The organism is Nonomuraea sp. NPDC052116 (assembly GCF_040680035.1).
In the GTDB taxonomy this organism is placed as follows: domain Bacteria; phylum Actinomycetota; class Actinomycetes; order Streptosporangiales; family Streptosporangiaceae; genus Nonomuraea; species Nonomuraea angiospora_A.
The window spans coordinates 212,903-227,365 of sequence record NZ_JBFAWA010000012.1; the positions used below are offsets into that span (position 1 = coordinate 212,903).

Genomic DNA, 14,463 nt, shown 5'->3' on the forward strand with positions numbered 1-14,463 from the left:
CTACCTTTCCAGGACGACGGCCAGGCCCTGGCCGACGCCGATACAGAGGGACGCGAGCCCGGTGCCGGAGCCGGCGGCGGCGAGCCGGTGGGCCAGGGTGCCGGTGACGCGGGCGCCGGAGGCGCCGAGCGGGTGGCCCAGGGCGATGGCGCCGCCGTCGGGGTTGACGATGGCGGGGTCGAGGTCGGGCAGCTCGGCCAGGCAGCCGAGCACCTGCGCGGCGAACGCCTCGTTCAGCTCGGCCGACGCCAGGTCGCCGAACCCCTTGCCCGCCCTGGCCAGGGCCCTGCGCGACGCCTCGACCGGGCCGAGCCCGAAGTAACGGGGTTCGAGCGCGCCGGCCGCGCCGGCGACGATCCTGGCCAGGGGCTCGCGGCCACGCAGCCCCGCCTCGTCGGTCAGCAGCAGGGCCGCCGCGCCGTCGTTGAGCGGGGAGGAGTTGCCCGCGGTGACCGTGCCGCCTGGGCGGAAGACTGGCTTGAGCCGGGCGAGCTGGTCGGGGCCGGTGTCCTCGCGGATGCTCTCGTCCCTGGTCAGGCCGCCGATGGGGACGATCTCGCGTTCGAACGAGGCCTTGGCCGCCTTCTGGTGACTGGCCAGCGCGTACGCGTCCTGCTCCGCCCTGGCGATGCCGTGCCGATCGGCGATCAGCTCGGCGCCCTCACCCAGCGGCACGGTGTGCTCGGCGGGCATCTGCGGGTTGACCAGCCGCCAGCCGAGCGTCGTGGAGACCAGTTCCTGTCCGCCGGCCGGGAACGCCCTGTCCGGCTTGGGCAGCACCCACGGCGCGCGGGTCATCGACTCCACGCCGCCGGCGATCACGGTGGAGGCGTCGCCGAGGGCGATCATGCGGTAGGCCTGGATGACGGCCTCCATGCCGGAGCCGCACAGCCGGTTCACGGTGACGCCCGGGGTGGTCACGGGCAGGCCGGCGAGCAGCGCGGCCATGCGGGCGACGTTGCGGTTCTCCTCGCCGGCGCCGTTGGCGTTGCCGAGGATCACCTCGTCGGGGGCCTCCACGCCGTTGCGCTCGGCGAGGGCCTTGACGACGTGGGCGGCCAGGTCGTCGGGGCGGATGCCGGCCAGTGCCCCGCCGTGGCGGCCGAAGGGCGTGCGGACGGCGTCCACGATGTAGACGGTGTTCATACGGCTACCTCCGCTTCCGTGCGGTCGCGCAGGTCGGCCACGCTCACCCCGGGCGCGGTCTCGACCAGCCTCAGCCCGTCCCCGGTGACGTCGAGGACGCCGAGGTCGGTGATGATCCGGTGCACGCACTCCTTGCCCGTGAGGGGCAGCGAGCACTCCTTGACGATCTTCGGTGTGCCGTCCTTGGCGGTGTGATCCATGATCACGATGACCCGGCCGGCGCCGTGGACCAGGTCCATCGCCCCGCCCATGCCCTTGACCAGCTTCCCGGGCACCATCCAGTTCGCCAGATCGCCGCGCGCCGAGACCTGCATCGCGCCCAGCACCGCCACGTCGATGTGGCCGCCCCGGATCATGCCGAACGACAGCGACGAGTCGAAGAAGGACGCGCCCGGGAGCACGGTCACGGTCTCCTTGCCGGCGTTGATCAGGTCGGGGTCCAGCGCGTCGGGGGCGGGGTAGGGGCCGACGCCGAGGATGCCGTTCTCGGAGTGCAGGATCACGTCCACGTCGGGCGGCAGGAACGACGGGATGCGGGTGGGCAGCCCGATGCCGAGGTTGACGTAGTCGCCGTCGCGCAGCTCGGCCGCCGCCCGCGCGACCATCTCGTCCCTGGTCCAGCTCATGAGGTGACCGTCCTCTTCTCGATGGCCTTGTCGGTCGCCTGGTCGGGGGTCAGGACGAGGACGCGCTGGACGAACACGCCGGGCAGGTGCACCTCGTCCGGCTCCAGGTCGGTCAGCTCCTCGACCTCGGCGACCGTGACCCGCCCGGCCATCGCGGCGAGGGGGTTGAAGTTGCGGGCGGCCTTGTTGAAGACCAGGTTGCCGAAGCGGTCACCCTTGGCAGCCCGTACCAGCGCGAAGTCGGTGGTGATGCTGCGCTCCAGCACGTAGGAGCGGCCGTCGAACTCGCGGACCTCCTTCGGCGGCGAGGCCACCGCGATCGAGCCGTCCGGGTGGTGGCGCAGGGGCAGGCCGCCGTCGGCGACCGGCGTGCCGACCCCGGCGGGGGTGTAGAAGGCGGGGATGCCGGCGCCGCCCGCCCGCAGCCGCTCGGCCAGGCTGCCCTGCGGGGTCAGCTCCACCTCCAGCTCCCCGGCGAGGTACTGGCGGGCGAACTCCTTGTTGTCGCCGATGTAGGAGGCGGTCACGCGGGCGATGCGGCCGGCCGCGAGCAGGATGCCGAGGCCGCCGCCGTCCACCCCGCAGTTGTTCGACACCACGCCGATCCCCGTCACGCCGGTGGTGTAGAGGGCCTGGATCAGGACGTTGGGGATGCCGCTGAGCCCGAAGCCGCCGACCGCGAACGACGCGCCGTCCGACACGCCGGCCAGCGCCTCCTCCGCGGTCGCGACCACTTTGTCTCTCCGCACGACGCTCCATTCATCGGGGGTGTTCGCATAGTGAACTTTAGTTCACTATTGTGATGTCGAGTATGCGTACGTGACCGCGCCCGTGTCAAAGGAGGGCCGATGGAGCCTGCGGGGACCCTGGAACGCGGCCTGGCCGTGCTTCGGGCGCTGACGGCGGATGCCGCCGGGCGCCCGCGCCCCATGCGGGTGCGCGCCACCGACCTCGTGCGCGCCACCGGCCTGGCCAGGTCCACGGTCGACCGCGTGCTGGCCACGCTGGTCCACCTCGGCTACGTCCGCGCGGAGGGGCGCGACCTGCTGCCCGCGCCGCGCCTGATGGAGCTGGGCGAGGCGTACCTCGCCTGCGGCGGCCTGCGCGACCCCCTCGCGCCGCCGGCCGAGCGGCTCGCGGAGGAGCTGGACGAGTCCGTGTCGCTGGCCGTCCCGGACGGCGACGGGGTGCGCTTCATCGGCCAGTTCACCCGCCGGCGCACCATGTCGGTCGCCTTCCGGGTCGGCGACCTGCTGCCGGCCGACCGCTGCGCGGCGGGCCTGGCCCTGCGCGACCCCGCCGCGCCGTGGGCCGAGGACGACCAGCTCATCGAGCCGGGCCTGGTCGCGGTCGCGGTGCCCGTACGCGACCCGCGAGGGGAGGCGGTCTGCGCGGTGAGCGTCGTCAGCCACACCAACCGGCACACCGCCGCCAGCCTGCGCGACTACGCGCTGCCCCGGCTGCGCGAGACGGTCGCGGCCATGGAGGCGGCCCTGACCGAGCCGGCGCCCCGGCCCCCTCTGGCACCGGCCCCCGCGGATCTTTCTCGCGCAGCCAAGGAGGAGCTGGGTGCGGGGTACCTGCAGTCGCTTGCCCGCGGCCTGGCCGTGCTGGTGGCGCTCGGGTCGGCCCGCGGCGGGCTGAGCCTGGCCGACGCCGCCAAGACCACCGGGCTCCCGCGCGCCACCGTGCGGCGATCGCTGCAGGTGCTGGCGCGGCTGGGCTACGTGGCCTGCGACGACTCCCGCTTCGCCGTGCTCCCCAAGGCGATGGAGCTGGGCTACGCCGCCCTGTCCGAGCGCTCCTTCGGCGAGGTCGTCCAGCCGCACCTGGCCGACCTGGTGGCCCGCGTCCACGAGTCCGCCTCGGTCGGGGTGCTGTCGGGCGACGACGTCCTGTACGTGGCGCGCGTGCCCACCGTGAGCATCATGACCGTCAACATCACGGTCGGCACCCGCTTCCCCGCGTACGCCACCTCGATGGGCCGGGTGCTCCTGGCCGACCAGCCCGAAGAACGGGTGGCCGCCATCGCGCCCGAGCCGCTGACCCGCCACACCATCACGGCGCCCGACCGGCTGCGGGCCGCCGTCCGGCAGGCCGCCGAGGACGGCTACGCGCTGGTCGACCAGGAGCTGGAGGAGGGGGTCCGGTCCATCGCGGTGCCGGTCCTGGGCCGGGACGGGCGGGTGGTCGCCGCCGTCAACGTCGCCACCCACGCCAGCCGGGCCACCCGCGCCGACCTGCTCCGCGACGTCCTGCCCGCCCTGGCCGAGACGGCCGCCAGAATGTCCGCCGACCTGCGGCACGTCCCCGTGACGCCCTGGACGACTTAGGACGTACCCGTCTGGCCGAGGAGGCTGCCGCCGGTGGCGTCGACGAACGTTCCGGTGATCCAGCGCGCTTGGTCGGTGGCGAGGAAGACCACCACGTCGACGACCTCCTCCGGCTCGCCGATGCGTTTGAACGCCGACAACTGGGACATCTGCTCCCGGACCTCGGGGATCTTGAAGATCTCGTTTCCGTTGTCCGTGATGCCGGGGGCCACGGTGTTGACCGTGATCCCCCTCCGGGGGGCGAGGTGCCGTGAGAGCTGTTCGATGGCGCCCTTGGTCATCGACCTCCTCGGGTGCGGCTCCGTTGGGCAAGGTCTCGCCGGCGTTGTTCACCAGGATGTCCAGGGCGGTCGTCCCGGTCCGCTCCTTCAGGCCCGCCTCCAGACCTCGGAACAACCGGTCGATTTCGCCGGGCACGCCGGGTTCGGCGCCGCAGCCACTCGCCGTAGAGCAAGTGCGCACGGGCCAGCTCTGGGCGCAACCGCGTCGGCGACAGCCTCGGCTACGGAACCTGCCCAGGCATCAAGTAAAAGCCCTGACCAGCGGCATTTCGCACGTTCTTCCACCCCACGTTATGGGGCGATCGGCCGACCCGCGGCCGGCCTCGGCTTGCTGATCCGTCCTTCGGCGTCGACCACGACCACCTCGACTCCCTCAGCCGAGAACGGGGCCAGCTCGTCCTCCGAGGCGCCGGCGTCGGTCACCAGCGTCCAGGGCCGGGGGAGCCGGACCCAGGCGTGGAACGGACGTCGCCCGAGCTTGGCCGCATGCGCCAGCACGTAGGTCCTGTGGGAACTGCGCGCCATGAGCTCCTTGAGCCGGGTCTGCTGGAGGTCGGCCTCGCAGATCCCGCGGTCGGCGGTGACTCCGTCAGCCCCGAGAAAGACGCGGTCGAACGACATCCGCTCCAGGGCGGTCTCGGTGACGGGGCCGACGAATCCCTGGCTGAGGTGGCGCAGCCTGCCGCCGAGACACTCCACATGGAGGCCCTCGACGTCGTCGAGCTCTTTCAGCACCGTCAGGCTCGTGGTGGCGATCAGGAGCTGGGTGCTGGAGCGCAGTTCGTGAGCCAGCGCCGCGACGGTCGAGCCGGCGTCGAGCAACACGGACTCCCCGGCTCCGATCTGCTGGGCCGCCCACCGGGCGATTCCGCGCTTGGCCTCGAAGGCGTCACCGACGCGCTGGCGCAACGAGTCCTCGGGGTGCGCGACGACGGCCATCGCACCGCCGTACGTGCGGGCCAGCAGCCCCTGCGCGGTCAGCCGGGCGAGGTCACGCCGGATGGTCGAGGACGTCACGTCGAACGTCGAGGACAGCTCCTCGACGCTGGCCAGACCACTGGTCGTGGCCAGACGCACGATCTCGGCGCGCCGACGCTCAGAGTTACTGGACAACGCTCCTCCTTCTCGGCTTGTCGTTCAACGCCCCGGGGTCAGACGGCCGGGCTGGGAGACATCTGGGCGGCCTGCCGCAGCGCCTCGATCATGCTACCGACCTCGGCGAGGCCCTTCCCGGCGATGTCGAAGGCGGTTCCGTGGTCCACGGACGTGCGGATGACGGGCAGTCCCACGGTGATGTTCACCCCGGCCTCGATGCCGAGGATCTTCACCGGGCCGTGGCCCTGGTCGTGGTACATCGCCACGATGAGGTCGTAGTCTCCGCGCCCCGCGACGAAGAACGCCGTGTCGGCGGGCAGCGGTCCCTGCACGTCGATGCCGTCGGCCTTCAGGACCTCGATGGCGGGAACGATCTTCTCGGCCTCCTCCCCGTACCCGAACAGGCCGTTCTCCCCGGCGTGCGGGTTGATGCCGCACACGCCGATGCGCGGGTTGTCGATCCCGGCCCGCCGCAGCGCCTCGTGGCCGCGGCGAACGGTCCGTTCCACCAGGCCGGGTTCGATCTTCGCGATCGCGTCGATCAGCCCGATGTGCGTGGTGACGTGGATGACCCGGATCTTCGGTGAGGACAACATCATGGACACCTCGTCGATCCCGGTCAGGTGCGCGAGGAGCTCGGTGTGTCCCGGGAAGATGTGGCCGCCCGCGTGCAGGGCCTCCTTGTTCAGCGGTGCCGTGCAGATCGCCTGCACCTCCCCGGCCATCGCCAGTCCGCTGGCGACGCGTACGTAGTGGTACGCGGCCGCCCCCGCCACGGGGGAGACCTTCCCCCAGGGCAGATCCTCCGGCAGCAGCGCGAGATCGATGACATTGACGCGTCCCGGCTCGAACACGGCATCGGCCACGGTGTCGACCGCCACGATCTCGGCGTCGATCCCGAGGATGTCGGCCGCCTGGCGCAGCCGTACGGCGTCGCCGATGACGACGGGACGGCAGAGCTCGGCGACGTGGGGGTCTTGGAGGGCGCCGACGATGACTTCCGGGCCTACGCCGGCTCCGTCGCCCATGGTGACGGCGATGATCGGGGTGGCCGCGGTGCGCGGCTGCGCGCCGACGGCGGCGGTGGTGATGCTCACTTGGGGACCTTTCGCTTGGTTCTGGGGAGGGGCGGGGTCAAGGGTTGCGAGGGAGCGCGCGGCCAGGGCCCTGACGATCTCGACGAGCGAGTCGGCTCCCCCGAAGCTGCCCGGGCGGGTGACCACGGAACGGCCGCCGGGCGTCCGGGAGTGGACGGCTCCCGGGTGCACCTGTCCGACCGGTGTCAGTTCCCGCACCTGAAGGGCGTCAAGGACGCGCCGGGCGGTCTCGCCGCCGGTCAGCACGAGGTCCACCGTCCGCGGGGACGCGCGCACCGCGTCCGCGACGACCTCGGCCAGCCGCCGCGCGATGTCACGCGAGGCCGCCGGCAGGACGGCGCCGGCGGAGTCGAGGAAGGCCACGACCGCCCGCTCGCCGATCGGGATGCGGGGGAGGGGGTCCCGTTCGGAGGGTGTGCCGAGGAGCGCCGTCAACGGCAGGGCCACGGGTACGGCTCCCGCCTCGACCAGCCGGCGGACCTGCTCGGCCGCGACCGGCTCGGCGCTGCCCACCACGACGAGCGGCGCCGGGCGGGCCACGTCGCCGTGCCGCGCGGTATGCGCGGGGACGGGCTCATGCTCCTCGATGGCTATCTGCTCGGTGGCCGTCTCCTCGATGGCCGTCTGCTCGGTGGCCGTGCCGAGACTCCGCAGATGACGCCCGAGCGCGTCGGCGAGTCCGCCGGATCCGACCAGTCGCACCGACGGTACGGCCAGCGCGGCACGCAGCACGGCGTCCAGATCGGCATCCGTCTCGGCGTCGCACAGCGCGATGTGCGAGTCTTCGGCGCAGGAGGCGATCGCGTCGGAAAGGCGATCCGATCGCACGGTCGCGAGGTCCAGCACGCGGGCCGGAAGCGGCGCCAGGGCCGCCTCGACCGACGCCGGAGGGGAGACGCCGTCCACCGCCCAGGCGTTCGCACGGTGGAGGGCCACACCGGCCAGGTAAAGCACGCCGCCGCGTACCACCCGATCCAGACCGGGCAGGGCAGGGGCGACGACGACGCCGGCCCCAGGCACCATGAGCGCGGCCACCTCCGCCGCGACGTTGCCGCGCAGTAGAGAGTCGATCTTCTTGAAGACCAGCCGCGGACGCCCGGCCGAGGCCAGGGCGACCGCGGAACGCACCGCCGCGGCGGCCTCGGCGGGATGCCGGTGCCGGGAGTCGGTATCGACCACCAGGATGTCGGCGGGATCGCACTCGTCCCGCACGGCCTGGTGAGTGAGAACAATCCTCGTGCGTGTTTCGCGCATAACTATTCGTGCTGCCGACTCGGCCGCGCCCGAGAGGTCGTCGGCCACGATAAGGACACCGTGCGCGGCCGTGCTTCTCCTGGGCGTCAAGGAATCCCCCGATGTGTTCGATCTATGCACCTCAGACAGGCTTTCGCTATCCCTGCGAACCCTCATGCGCGATCCGCTCCGGAGAGAGGCGTGCACGTCGGCGCAGCCTTCGTCTTGACTGGATGATGTCACAGCTTGCACAAAATGCGCTAGAGGTCTTGCGCGAAGCGCGCATGCGTGTAATGGTGCAGCAACGTCGTTGTGACGTGGGAAACATCCGGTCCTGGCAGGCGGCCGCTGAGAAGCGCTCCGCTGAGGACGGTCCAGAAAGCGAGAAGCCCAGTGACTCATCTCGGAAGCGGCCCCCAGTACTCCCGGCGAAGTCTTCTCCGTCTCGGTGCTCTCACCGGCGCGGCCATGACGTTGAGTCCCCTCGCCGCCTGCGCGGGACCGGGGCCCGTCCCCGGCGCCGGCTCTGGTGCCGGTTCCACCGCCGGTCCTGGCCTCACGCTGGCGCTCAACCGCTCCCTCGTGTCGCTGGACAACAAGCTCAACCAGTTCGATGCCGCCGTCAGCGTCCAGCGCGGCGTCCGCCAGGCGCTGACCTTCATCGACCCGAAGCTCACCGTGCAGCACGTCCTGGCCGAGAGGTTCGAGCTGACGGCTCCCACCGAGTGGACGGTCAAGCTGCGGGACGGCGTCCGCTACTCCGACGGCAGCCCGGTCAAGGTCGAAGACGTCTCAACGGCCCTGCAGATGTACCAGAAGGTCCCCGGGTCGTTCCTGGCCGGCCTGTTCCCCGAATGGCCGACGGTCACCCCCGTCGACGCGAGCACCTTCAAGCTCGTGACCGAGAACCCGGTGCCGACGCTCGACTACCTGATGGCGAACATCCTGATCACCCCCGCCGCCGCGAACAAGGCGGAGGAACTTCAGGGCGGCATCGGCTCGGGCCCCTACGTCGTCACCTCCGCGAACCGGGGCACCGGCGAGTACACGCTGCAGGTCAACGACAAGTACTGGGGCCCCGCGCCCGGGATCAAGACCGTACAGGTCAGGTTCCTCCCGGAGGAGGCCAACCGCGTCGTCGCCCTGCGCAGCGGCGAGGTCGACGTGATCGACGCGATCTCCCCCGATGCGATCAGCCAGCTGTCCGGTCTCGGCGACGTGGAGATCCAGCAGGTGCCGAGCACCCGCATCACGCAGCTCTTCTACAACTTCCGCAAGCCCTCCGGGCACCCCCTCGCCGACGCCCGCGTGCGCGAGGCGCTCAGCTACGCCATCAACGGCCCTTCCCTGATCAAGGACGTCTTCGCCGATTCGGTGACCCAGGCCCGAGGCGTGGTGGCCGACACCCTGACCGGGGCGGTGCAGACCGGCGAGTACGTCTACGACCCGCAGAAGGCCAAGCAGATGCTCGAGGCCGCCGGGGTGAAGGATCTCAAGATCAAGATCATCTGGGAGACCGGGGAGTTCGCCAACGACACGAGCGTCATGGAGGCCGTGGTGGAGATGCTCAAGGCGGTCGGCGTGCAGGCCGAACTCCAGCAGTTCCAGCCGGGCGGCGACATCTCCAAGTGGCGGCAGGGCCGGGGCGGCGACTGGGACGTCCTCGGCAACGGCTACCCCGGCCCGACCGGGCTGGCGCTGACTCCGCTGCAGGGCATGTTCGCCGGCACGAAGGAGAAGGAGGCCACCCGGGACACCTACCACGGCTACGTGTTCCCCAAGATCACCGAAATGCTCCAGAAGGCCTCCCGGGAAACCGACAAGACGGCCCGGGACGCCCTGCTCGCCACCGCCCAGAAGGAGATCTGGGACACCTGGCCCTGTATGTGGGCCTTCGTCCCCAAGACCGTCATCGCCCGGCGCAAGCGCGTGCAGAACGTGCTGCTCAGTCCCACCAACTCCTACGACCTGGCATCTGTCCGGCTGAATGGATGACTCGTGGTCCGATATGTCGCCCAACGTGTCGGGCAGAGCCTGCTGGCGATCTTCCTGACCGTCTCCACAGTCTTCGTCCTCGTACGGCTGGCGCCAGGGGATCCGGCCGCCGCCTACGCCAGCCCCCTGGCCACCACGGCGGAGCTCGAACGCATCCGCGTCCAGTTCGGCCTGGACAAACCGCTGATACAGCAGTACGGGATCTTCGTTCGTGACCTGTTCAGCGGCAACCTCGGCACGTCCTTCTCCTTCCAGGCCCCCGCCCTGGACGTCGTCCTCAGCCGGATGCCGTACACCGTCATGCTCGCCGTGTCCTCCATCCTGTTCGCCGCGGTCGTGGCCATCCCGCTCGGCGTCTGGATGGCGCGGCACGCCGACACCGCCCGCGAGCTGGGGGCCAACGTGGCCATGATCGCCGGCCAGTCGATGCCGGAGTTCTGGAGCGGCATCATGCTGCTGACCATCTTCGCGGTGCTCGTCCCCGTGCTGCCGGCATCCGGTTTCACCAGCTGGGGCGGCCTGGTGCTGCCGACCGTGACGGTCGGCATCCTGCAGATCGCGCTGATCTCCCGCCTGGTACGCCGGGAGATGGGGACCGGCTTCGCGGCTCCCTACCTGACGATCGCCCGCTCCCGCGGCATCTCCGAGCGCGGCCTGACCTGGCGCTACGCCATGGGCAACTCGGCCGTCCCGGTGGTGACCGCGCTCGGCACCCGGTTCGCCGCCATGCTCAACGGCGTGGTGGTGGTCGAGGTCGTCTTCGCCTGGCCGGGTGTCGGATCGCTCGTCGTGCGCGCGCTGGAAACCAGGGACTATCCGCTGATCCAGGCGACCGTCCTGGTCACGGCCATCCTGACGGTGGCCGTCCAACTCCTCATCGATCTGGCCTACCCGCTGCTCGACCCGCGGGTACGACTCGGGAAGGCGGTGGCCTCATGACCGCCATGGAGGCCGGCCCCGCCGACGGCTTCAGAGACCAGGACGTCCCGGAGCCCCCCGCGCGGCCCAGCGCGGTGACCGCCAAGGATCTCGCGCGATCCGCGGCGGTCCGCCGCCGCAAGGGCGCGCGGCTGAAGCTGTGGGTCGGCTCGGTGTGCGTGGCCCTGGTCGTCGTGCCCGTCGTCCTGGCCAACGTGCTGCCGATCCCCGGGCCGGACGAGCAGAGCCTCGGCCTGCGCCGCCTGCCGCCGCTGACCGGCGGGCACCTGTTCGGAACCGACCAGCTCGGCAGGGACCTGCTCTCCCGGGTGCTGCACGGCGGCCAGGTCTCGCTCACCGTCGGGGTGCTGGCCATCGTCGTGTCCGGCATCATCGGCCTCATCGCCGGCGCCGCGGCCGGATTCTTCGGCGGCTGGGTCGACACCGTGGTCTCCCGCCTGCTGGAAGCCCAGCTCTCGCTGCCTCTGCTGTTGATGCTGCTGCTGGTCGTCGCGCTCTTCGGCCCCTCCATCCCGGTCATCACCTTCGTGATCGCGATCGCGCAGTGGCCGGAGGTGGCCCGCCTGACCCGTTCCCTGGTGCTCGTCGAGCGGGAGAAACCCTACGTGGCCGCGGCCCGGGTGCTCGGCCTGCGCCGCGTCACCACCCTGCTCCGGCACGTGCTGCCCAACGTCGTCAAGCAGGCCACACTCGTGATCCTGCTGCTGCTGGCCCAGGCCGTGCTGCTGGAGAGCGCGCTGAGCTACCTGGGCGCCGGTCCGCAGCGCCCGTTCGCCACCTGGGGCCGCATCATCTCCGACGGCCAGGACTACATCACGACGTCGTGGTGGCTGGTCACGCTGCCCGGACTGGTCATCGTGCTGCTCGTCGTCGGCGTCAACCTGCTCGGAGACGGGCTTCGGGACCGCGTACGCAGGCGGAAAGGGAAGGTGAGCCGGGCATGACAGCCGAGTTCGACGAGGCCGACCAGCCCCTGCTGGAGGTCGAGGACCTGCAGATCGAGCTGATCACCGAAGCCGGCATCGTCCGCGCGGTCGACGGCGTCAGCTTCCTCATCCGCCAGGGCGAAACCGTGACGATCATCGGTGAGTCCGGATCCGGCAAGTCCACCACGGCCATGGGCATTCTGCGGCTGCTCCCGCCGGAGCTGGCGGTCCTGTCCGGCAGAGCCCGCTTCCAGGGCGCCGACGTCATCGCCGACCCGCGCGCGGCGCGCAAGGTACGCGGGCGTACCGTCTCCCTCATCCCGCAGGATCCGATGACGGCGCTCAGTCCCGTCCATACGATCGGGCAGCAGCTCCGTGAGGCCGTTCGGCTGCGGCATCGTGGCCTGTCCAAGTCGGAGACCATCGCGCGATCCGTCGACCTGCTGGCCCGGATGCACATCCCCGATCCGGAGTCCCAGCTCCGCAAGTATCCGCACCAGCTGTCAGGCGGCATGCTGCAGCGCGTGCTCATCGCGCTCGCGCTCGCCGGGTCGCCCGTGCTGCTCGTCGCCGACGAACCGACCTCCGCCCTGGACGTCACCGTCCAGGCAGGCATCCTCGACCTGCTGCTCGAAGTACAGGAGAACACCGGCATCGGCATCCTCATGATCACTCACGACATCGGCGTGGCCCGGCTCGTCTCCGACCGCATCCATGTCATGAAGGACGGGCGATTCGTCGAGTCCGGCGAGGCCGAACAGATCGTCGACGCGCCGGGCAACCCGTACACCAGGAAGTTGCTGACGGCGGTCCCGCGGCTCGGCCCGTGGGACGAGGACGGTGAGTCCCCGGAAGCGCCCCTCGACGACGGGTCGCCCGCCGACCCGGTGGCACTGGGAGAATCCCGATGACCGATGACGCGTTCCTCGAGGTCGACGGCCTCGTCGTGGACTATCCCGTGGCGCACGGCATGTTCCGCGCGGTCGACGACGTCAGCTTCACCGTCCGGCAGGGCGGCACCCTGGCCATCGTGGGGGAGTCGGGCTGCGGCAAGTCCACGATCGCCCGGTCGATCGTACGGCTGGTCAAGCCCACCGCGGGCCGCATCGTGGTGGGCGGCACCGACATCGCGGGGCTGAGTGAGAAACAGCTGCGCCCGATGCGCACCCGGGTACAGATGATCTTCCAGGACCCGTATGGATCGCTCGACCCGCACCTGTCGGCGGCGGAGATCGTCGCGGAACCGCTGCGGGTGCGCGGAATGCGCGACAGACGCGCACGGGCCAATGAGGCGGCCAGGCTCATCGACCAGGTGGGCCTGCCCGCCACGGCCCTCGAGCGCCGCCCGCCGGAGTTCTCCGGCGGCCAGCGCCAGCGCATCGGCATCGCCAGGGCCCTGGCCTCCAAGCCCGATCTGCTGGTCTGCGACGAGGCGACGAGCGCTCTGGACGTGTCCGTCCAGGCGCAGGTCCTCGCCCTGCTCATGAAGATCCAGGCTGAGACCGGCCTCACCTATGTCGTGATCTCCCACAACCTCGGTGTGGTCAGGGAGATCAGCGAGGACATCATCGTCATGAGCAAAGGGCGCCTGGTCGAGTCCGGCCCGACCCGGAAGGTGCTGGCCGCGCCGGCCCACCCCTACACCCGCGCCCTCCGCAGGGCCGCGCTGGACCCGTCAGCCATACGCGGGCGCAAGCCGCGCGATCTGGTGCGGGTCCCGTCCGCCAAGCAGTCCACCGAGCAGTCCCCCGGGACACCCGTTCAGCGAGGAACCGACCGATGACAACTTCCGTACCGGCGGCGACACCGGCAGCGACACCGTCTGGGGCGCGCATCGGCCTGTCCCGGCTGGTGTTGGGCACCATGACGTTCGGCGACACGGCCGACGCGAAGGAGGCCGCGCGCATGCTGGACGCGGCGCTCGACGCCGGGATCACCGGGGTGGACACCGCGAACGTCTACGCGGGCGGCGCGACCGAGTCCATCCTGGGGCCGCTGCTCGCCACCCGGCGCGACCGGGTCGTCCTCGCCACCAAGGCAGGCATGCCCCATCCGGACGCGGGCGATGACGCGCCGTTGTCCGCCAAGGCGTTGCGGGCGAGCCTCGAAGGCAGCCTGCGCCGCCTGCGGGTCGACCACGTCGACCTGTTCTACCTGCACCAGCCCGACCGCCGCACGCCGCCGGCCGAGACGCTCGGCGCCGTCGCCGAGTTCGTCGCCGAGGGCAAGATCGGCGCGCTCGGCGTCTCCAACTACGCGGCCTGGCAGATCGCCGAGCTCAACCACACCGCCGACGCCGTCGGCGCGCCGCGCCCGGTCGTCGCCCAGCAGCTCTACAACCTCCTGGCCCGCAGGGTGGAGGAGGAATACCTGGAGTTCGCGCAGAGCACCGGCCTGACGACCATGGTCTACAACCCGCTCGGCGGGGGCCTGCTCACCGGCCGGCACACCTTCGAGCAGGACCCTTCCGCCGGCCGTTTCGGGGACTCCAAGCTCGCCCCCATGTACCGGCAGCGGTACTGGAACCCGGCGCTGTTCGAGGCCGTCACCGCCCTCGGTGAGATCGCCGCGCAGTCGGGCATCCCCCTCGTCGAGCTGTCCCTGCGGTGGCTGCTCCATCGCGACGGCGTGGGGGCGCTCCTGCTCGGCGGTTCCAAGGTCGAACACCTGCGCGCGAACATCGCCACCGCCGCGGCAGGACCGCTTCCCGAGGACGTCGTGGCAGCCTGTGACCGCGTGGGCGCGGCGCTGCGCGGCCCGATGCCCGCCTACAACCGATGAGAGCCGACCAC

Annotated in this window: 13 protein-coding genes; 7 read left to right on the forward strand and 6 right to left on the reverse strand. The window is 71.2% G+C overall.

All coding sequences use genetic code 11. The features are described 5' to 3' along the window. The 3 genes from AB0L65_RS24675 to AB0L65_RS24685 are packed head-to-tail and all read right to left on the reverse strand — an operon-like array spanning nucleotide 1 to nucleotide 2,521. Nucleotides 1-1,146 (reverse strand): thiolase family protein, encoded by a 1,146-nt coding sequence (locus AB0L65_RS24675; RefSeq protein WP_364249169.1) that lies wholly within the window; start codon nucleotides 1,144-1,146, stop codon nucleotides 1-3. After that, nucleotides 1,143-1,772: a CoA transferase subunit B gene (locus AB0L65_RS24680; protein ID WP_364249171.1), complete on the reverse strand. Its 630-nt coding sequence runs from the start codon at nucleotides 1,770-1,772 to the stop codon at nucleotides 1,143-1,145. The genes AB0L65_RS24675 and AB0L65_RS24680 overlap by 4 nt, the downstream gene beginning before the upstream one ends. Next, nucleotides 1,769-2,521, reverse strand: coding sequence for a CoA transferase subunit A (locus AB0L65_RS24685; RefSeq protein ID WP_364249173.1), 753 nt, complete (start codon nucleotides 2,519-2,521; stop codon nucleotides 1,769-1,771). The genes AB0L65_RS24680 and AB0L65_RS24685 overlap by 4 nt, the downstream gene beginning before the upstream one ends. Before the next feature lie 99 nt (nucleotides 2,522-2,620). On the opposite strand from AB0L65_RS24685, the gene AB0L65_RS24690 reads away from it, so the two are divergent. Beyond that, nucleotides 2,621-4,105 (forward strand): IclR family transcriptional regulator C-terminal domain-containing protein, encoded by a 1,485-nt coding sequence (locus AB0L65_RS24690; RefSeq protein ID WP_364249175.1) that lies wholly within the window; start codon nucleotides 2,621-2,623, stop codon nucleotides 4,103-4,105. Here AB0L65_RS24690 and AB0L65_RS24695 read toward each other — a convergent pair. From AB0L65_RS24695 to pdxA, 3 genes are all read right to left on the reverse strand, one after another. Then, nucleotides 4,102-4,386 carry an SDR family oxidoreductase gene (locus tag AB0L65_RS24695; RefSeq protein ID WP_364249177.1) on the reverse strand — a complete coding sequence of 95 codons (285 nt, stop codon included), beginning with the start codon at nucleotides 4,384-4,386 and terminating at the stop codon, nucleotides 4,102-4,104. The two genes, AB0L65_RS24690 and AB0L65_RS24695, sit on opposite strands and share 4 nt — an antisense overlap. 291 nt (nucleotides 4,387-4,677) lie before the next feature. Continuing rightward, nucleotides 4,678-5,499 carry a DeoR/GlpR family DNA-binding transcription regulator gene (locus tag AB0L65_RS24700; protein ID WP_364249179.1) on the reverse strand — a complete coding sequence of 274 codons (822 nt, stop codon included), beginning with the start codon at nucleotides 5,497-5,499 and terminating at the stop codon, nucleotides 4,678-4,680. A gap of 38 nt (nucleotides 5,500-5,537) precedes the next feature. Next, complete coding sequence (pdxA, locus tag AB0L65_RS24705; protein WP_364249181.1) at nucleotides 5,538-8,213, reverse strand: 4-hydroxythreonine-4-phosphate dehydrogenase PdxA; 2,676 nt, start codon at nucleotides 8,211-8,213, stop codon at nucleotides 5,538-5,540. 66 nt (nucleotides 8,214-8,279) lie between these two features. On the opposite strand from pdxA, the gene AB0L65_RS24710 reads away from it, so the two are divergent. From AB0L65_RS24710 to AB0L65_RS24735, 6 genes are read left to right on the forward strand one after another with little or no spacing between them, the layout of a single operon-like run. Continuing rightward, on the forward strand, nucleotides 8,280-9,806 hold the full coding sequence (locus tag AB0L65_RS24710; RefSeq protein ID WP_364249183.1) for an ABC transporter substrate-binding protein: 1,527 nt from the start codon (nucleotides 8,280-8,282) through the stop codon (nucleotides 9,804-9,806). A 3-nt stretch (nucleotides 9,807-9,809) separates the two neighbouring features. Continuing rightward, a complete protein-coding gene (locus tag AB0L65_RS24715) occupies nucleotides 9,810-10,745 on the forward strand; it encodes an ABC transporter permease (RefSeq protein ID WP_363974798.1) in 936 nt (311 codons plus the stop codon). Continuing rightward, entirely contained in the window at nucleotides 10,742-11,689 is a 948-nt protein-coding gene (locus AB0L65_RS24720) for an ABC transporter permease (protein ID WP_364249185.1), read from the forward strand. The genes AB0L65_RS24715 and AB0L65_RS24720 overlap by 4 nt, the downstream gene beginning before the upstream one ends. Then, nucleotides 11,686-12,582, forward strand: coding sequence for an ABC transporter ATP-binding protein (locus AB0L65_RS24725; protein ID WP_364249187.1), 897 nt, complete (start codon nucleotides 11,686-11,688; stop codon nucleotides 12,580-12,582). Before AB0L65_RS24720 ends, AB0L65_RS24725 begins: the two co-directional genes overlap by 4 nt. Then, the gene (locus tag AB0L65_RS24730) at nucleotides 12,579-13,454 is read left to right on the forward strand and encodes an ABC transporter ATP-binding protein (RefSeq protein ID WP_364249189.1); all 876 of its coding nucleotides are present in this window, start codon (nucleotides 12,579-12,581) and stop codon (nucleotides 13,452-13,454) included. Before AB0L65_RS24725 ends, AB0L65_RS24730 begins: the two co-directional genes overlap by 4 nt. Next, nucleotides 13,451-14,452: an aldo/keto reductase gene (locus tag AB0L65_RS24735; RefSeq protein WP_364249191.1), complete on the forward strand. Its 1,002-nt coding sequence runs from the start codon at nucleotides 13,451-13,453 to the stop codon at nucleotides 14,450-14,452. The genes AB0L65_RS24730 and AB0L65_RS24735 overlap by 4 nt, the downstream gene beginning before the upstream one ends. Nucleotides 14,453-14,463: the final 11 nt, after the last annotated feature.

Excerpts from the sequence above, each read along its gene's own strand:
- pdxA (WP_364249181.1), bottom strand. The coding sequence starts at position 8,213 with ATGAGTCACTGGGCTTCTCGCTTTCTGGACCGTCCTCAGCGGAGCGCT.
- AB0L65_RS24675 (WP_364249169.1), bottom strand. The coding sequence starts at position 1,146 with ATGAACACCGTCTACATCGTGGACGCCGTCCGCACGCCCTTCGGCCGC.
- AB0L65_RS24730 (WP_364249189.1), top strand. The coding sequence starts at position 12,579 with ATGACCGATGACGCGTTCCTCGAGGTCGACGGCCTCGTCGTGGACTAT.
- AB0L65_RS24710 (WP_364249183.1), top strand. The coding sequence starts at position 8,280 with ATGACGTTGAGTCCCCTCGCCGCCTGCGCGGGACCGGGGCCCGTCCCC.
- AB0L65_RS24695 (WP_364249177.1), bottom strand. The coding sequence starts at position 4,386 with ATGACCAAGGGCGCCATCGAACAGCTCTCACGGCACCTCGCCCCCCGG.
- AB0L65_RS24725 (WP_364249187.1), top strand. The coding sequence starts at position 11,686 with ATGACAGCCGAGTTCGACGAGGCCGACCAGCCCCTGCTGGAGGTCGAG.
- AB0L65_RS24680 (WP_364249171.1), bottom strand. The coding sequence starts at position 1,772 with ATGAGCTGGACCAGGGACGAGATGGTCGCGCGGGCGGCGGCCGAGCTG.
- AB0L65_RS24690 (WP_364249175.1), top strand. The coding sequence starts at position 2,621 with ATGGAGCCTGCGGGGACCCTGGAACGCGGCCTGGCCGTGCTTCGGGCG.
- AB0L65_RS24720 (WP_364249185.1), top strand. The coding sequence starts at position 10,742 with ATGACCGCCATGGAGGCCGGCCCCGCCGACGGCTTCAGAGACCAGGAC.
- AB0L65_RS24735 (WP_364249191.1), top strand. The coding sequence starts at position 13,451 with ATGACAACTTCCGTACCGGCGGCGACACCGGCAGCGACACCGTCTGGG.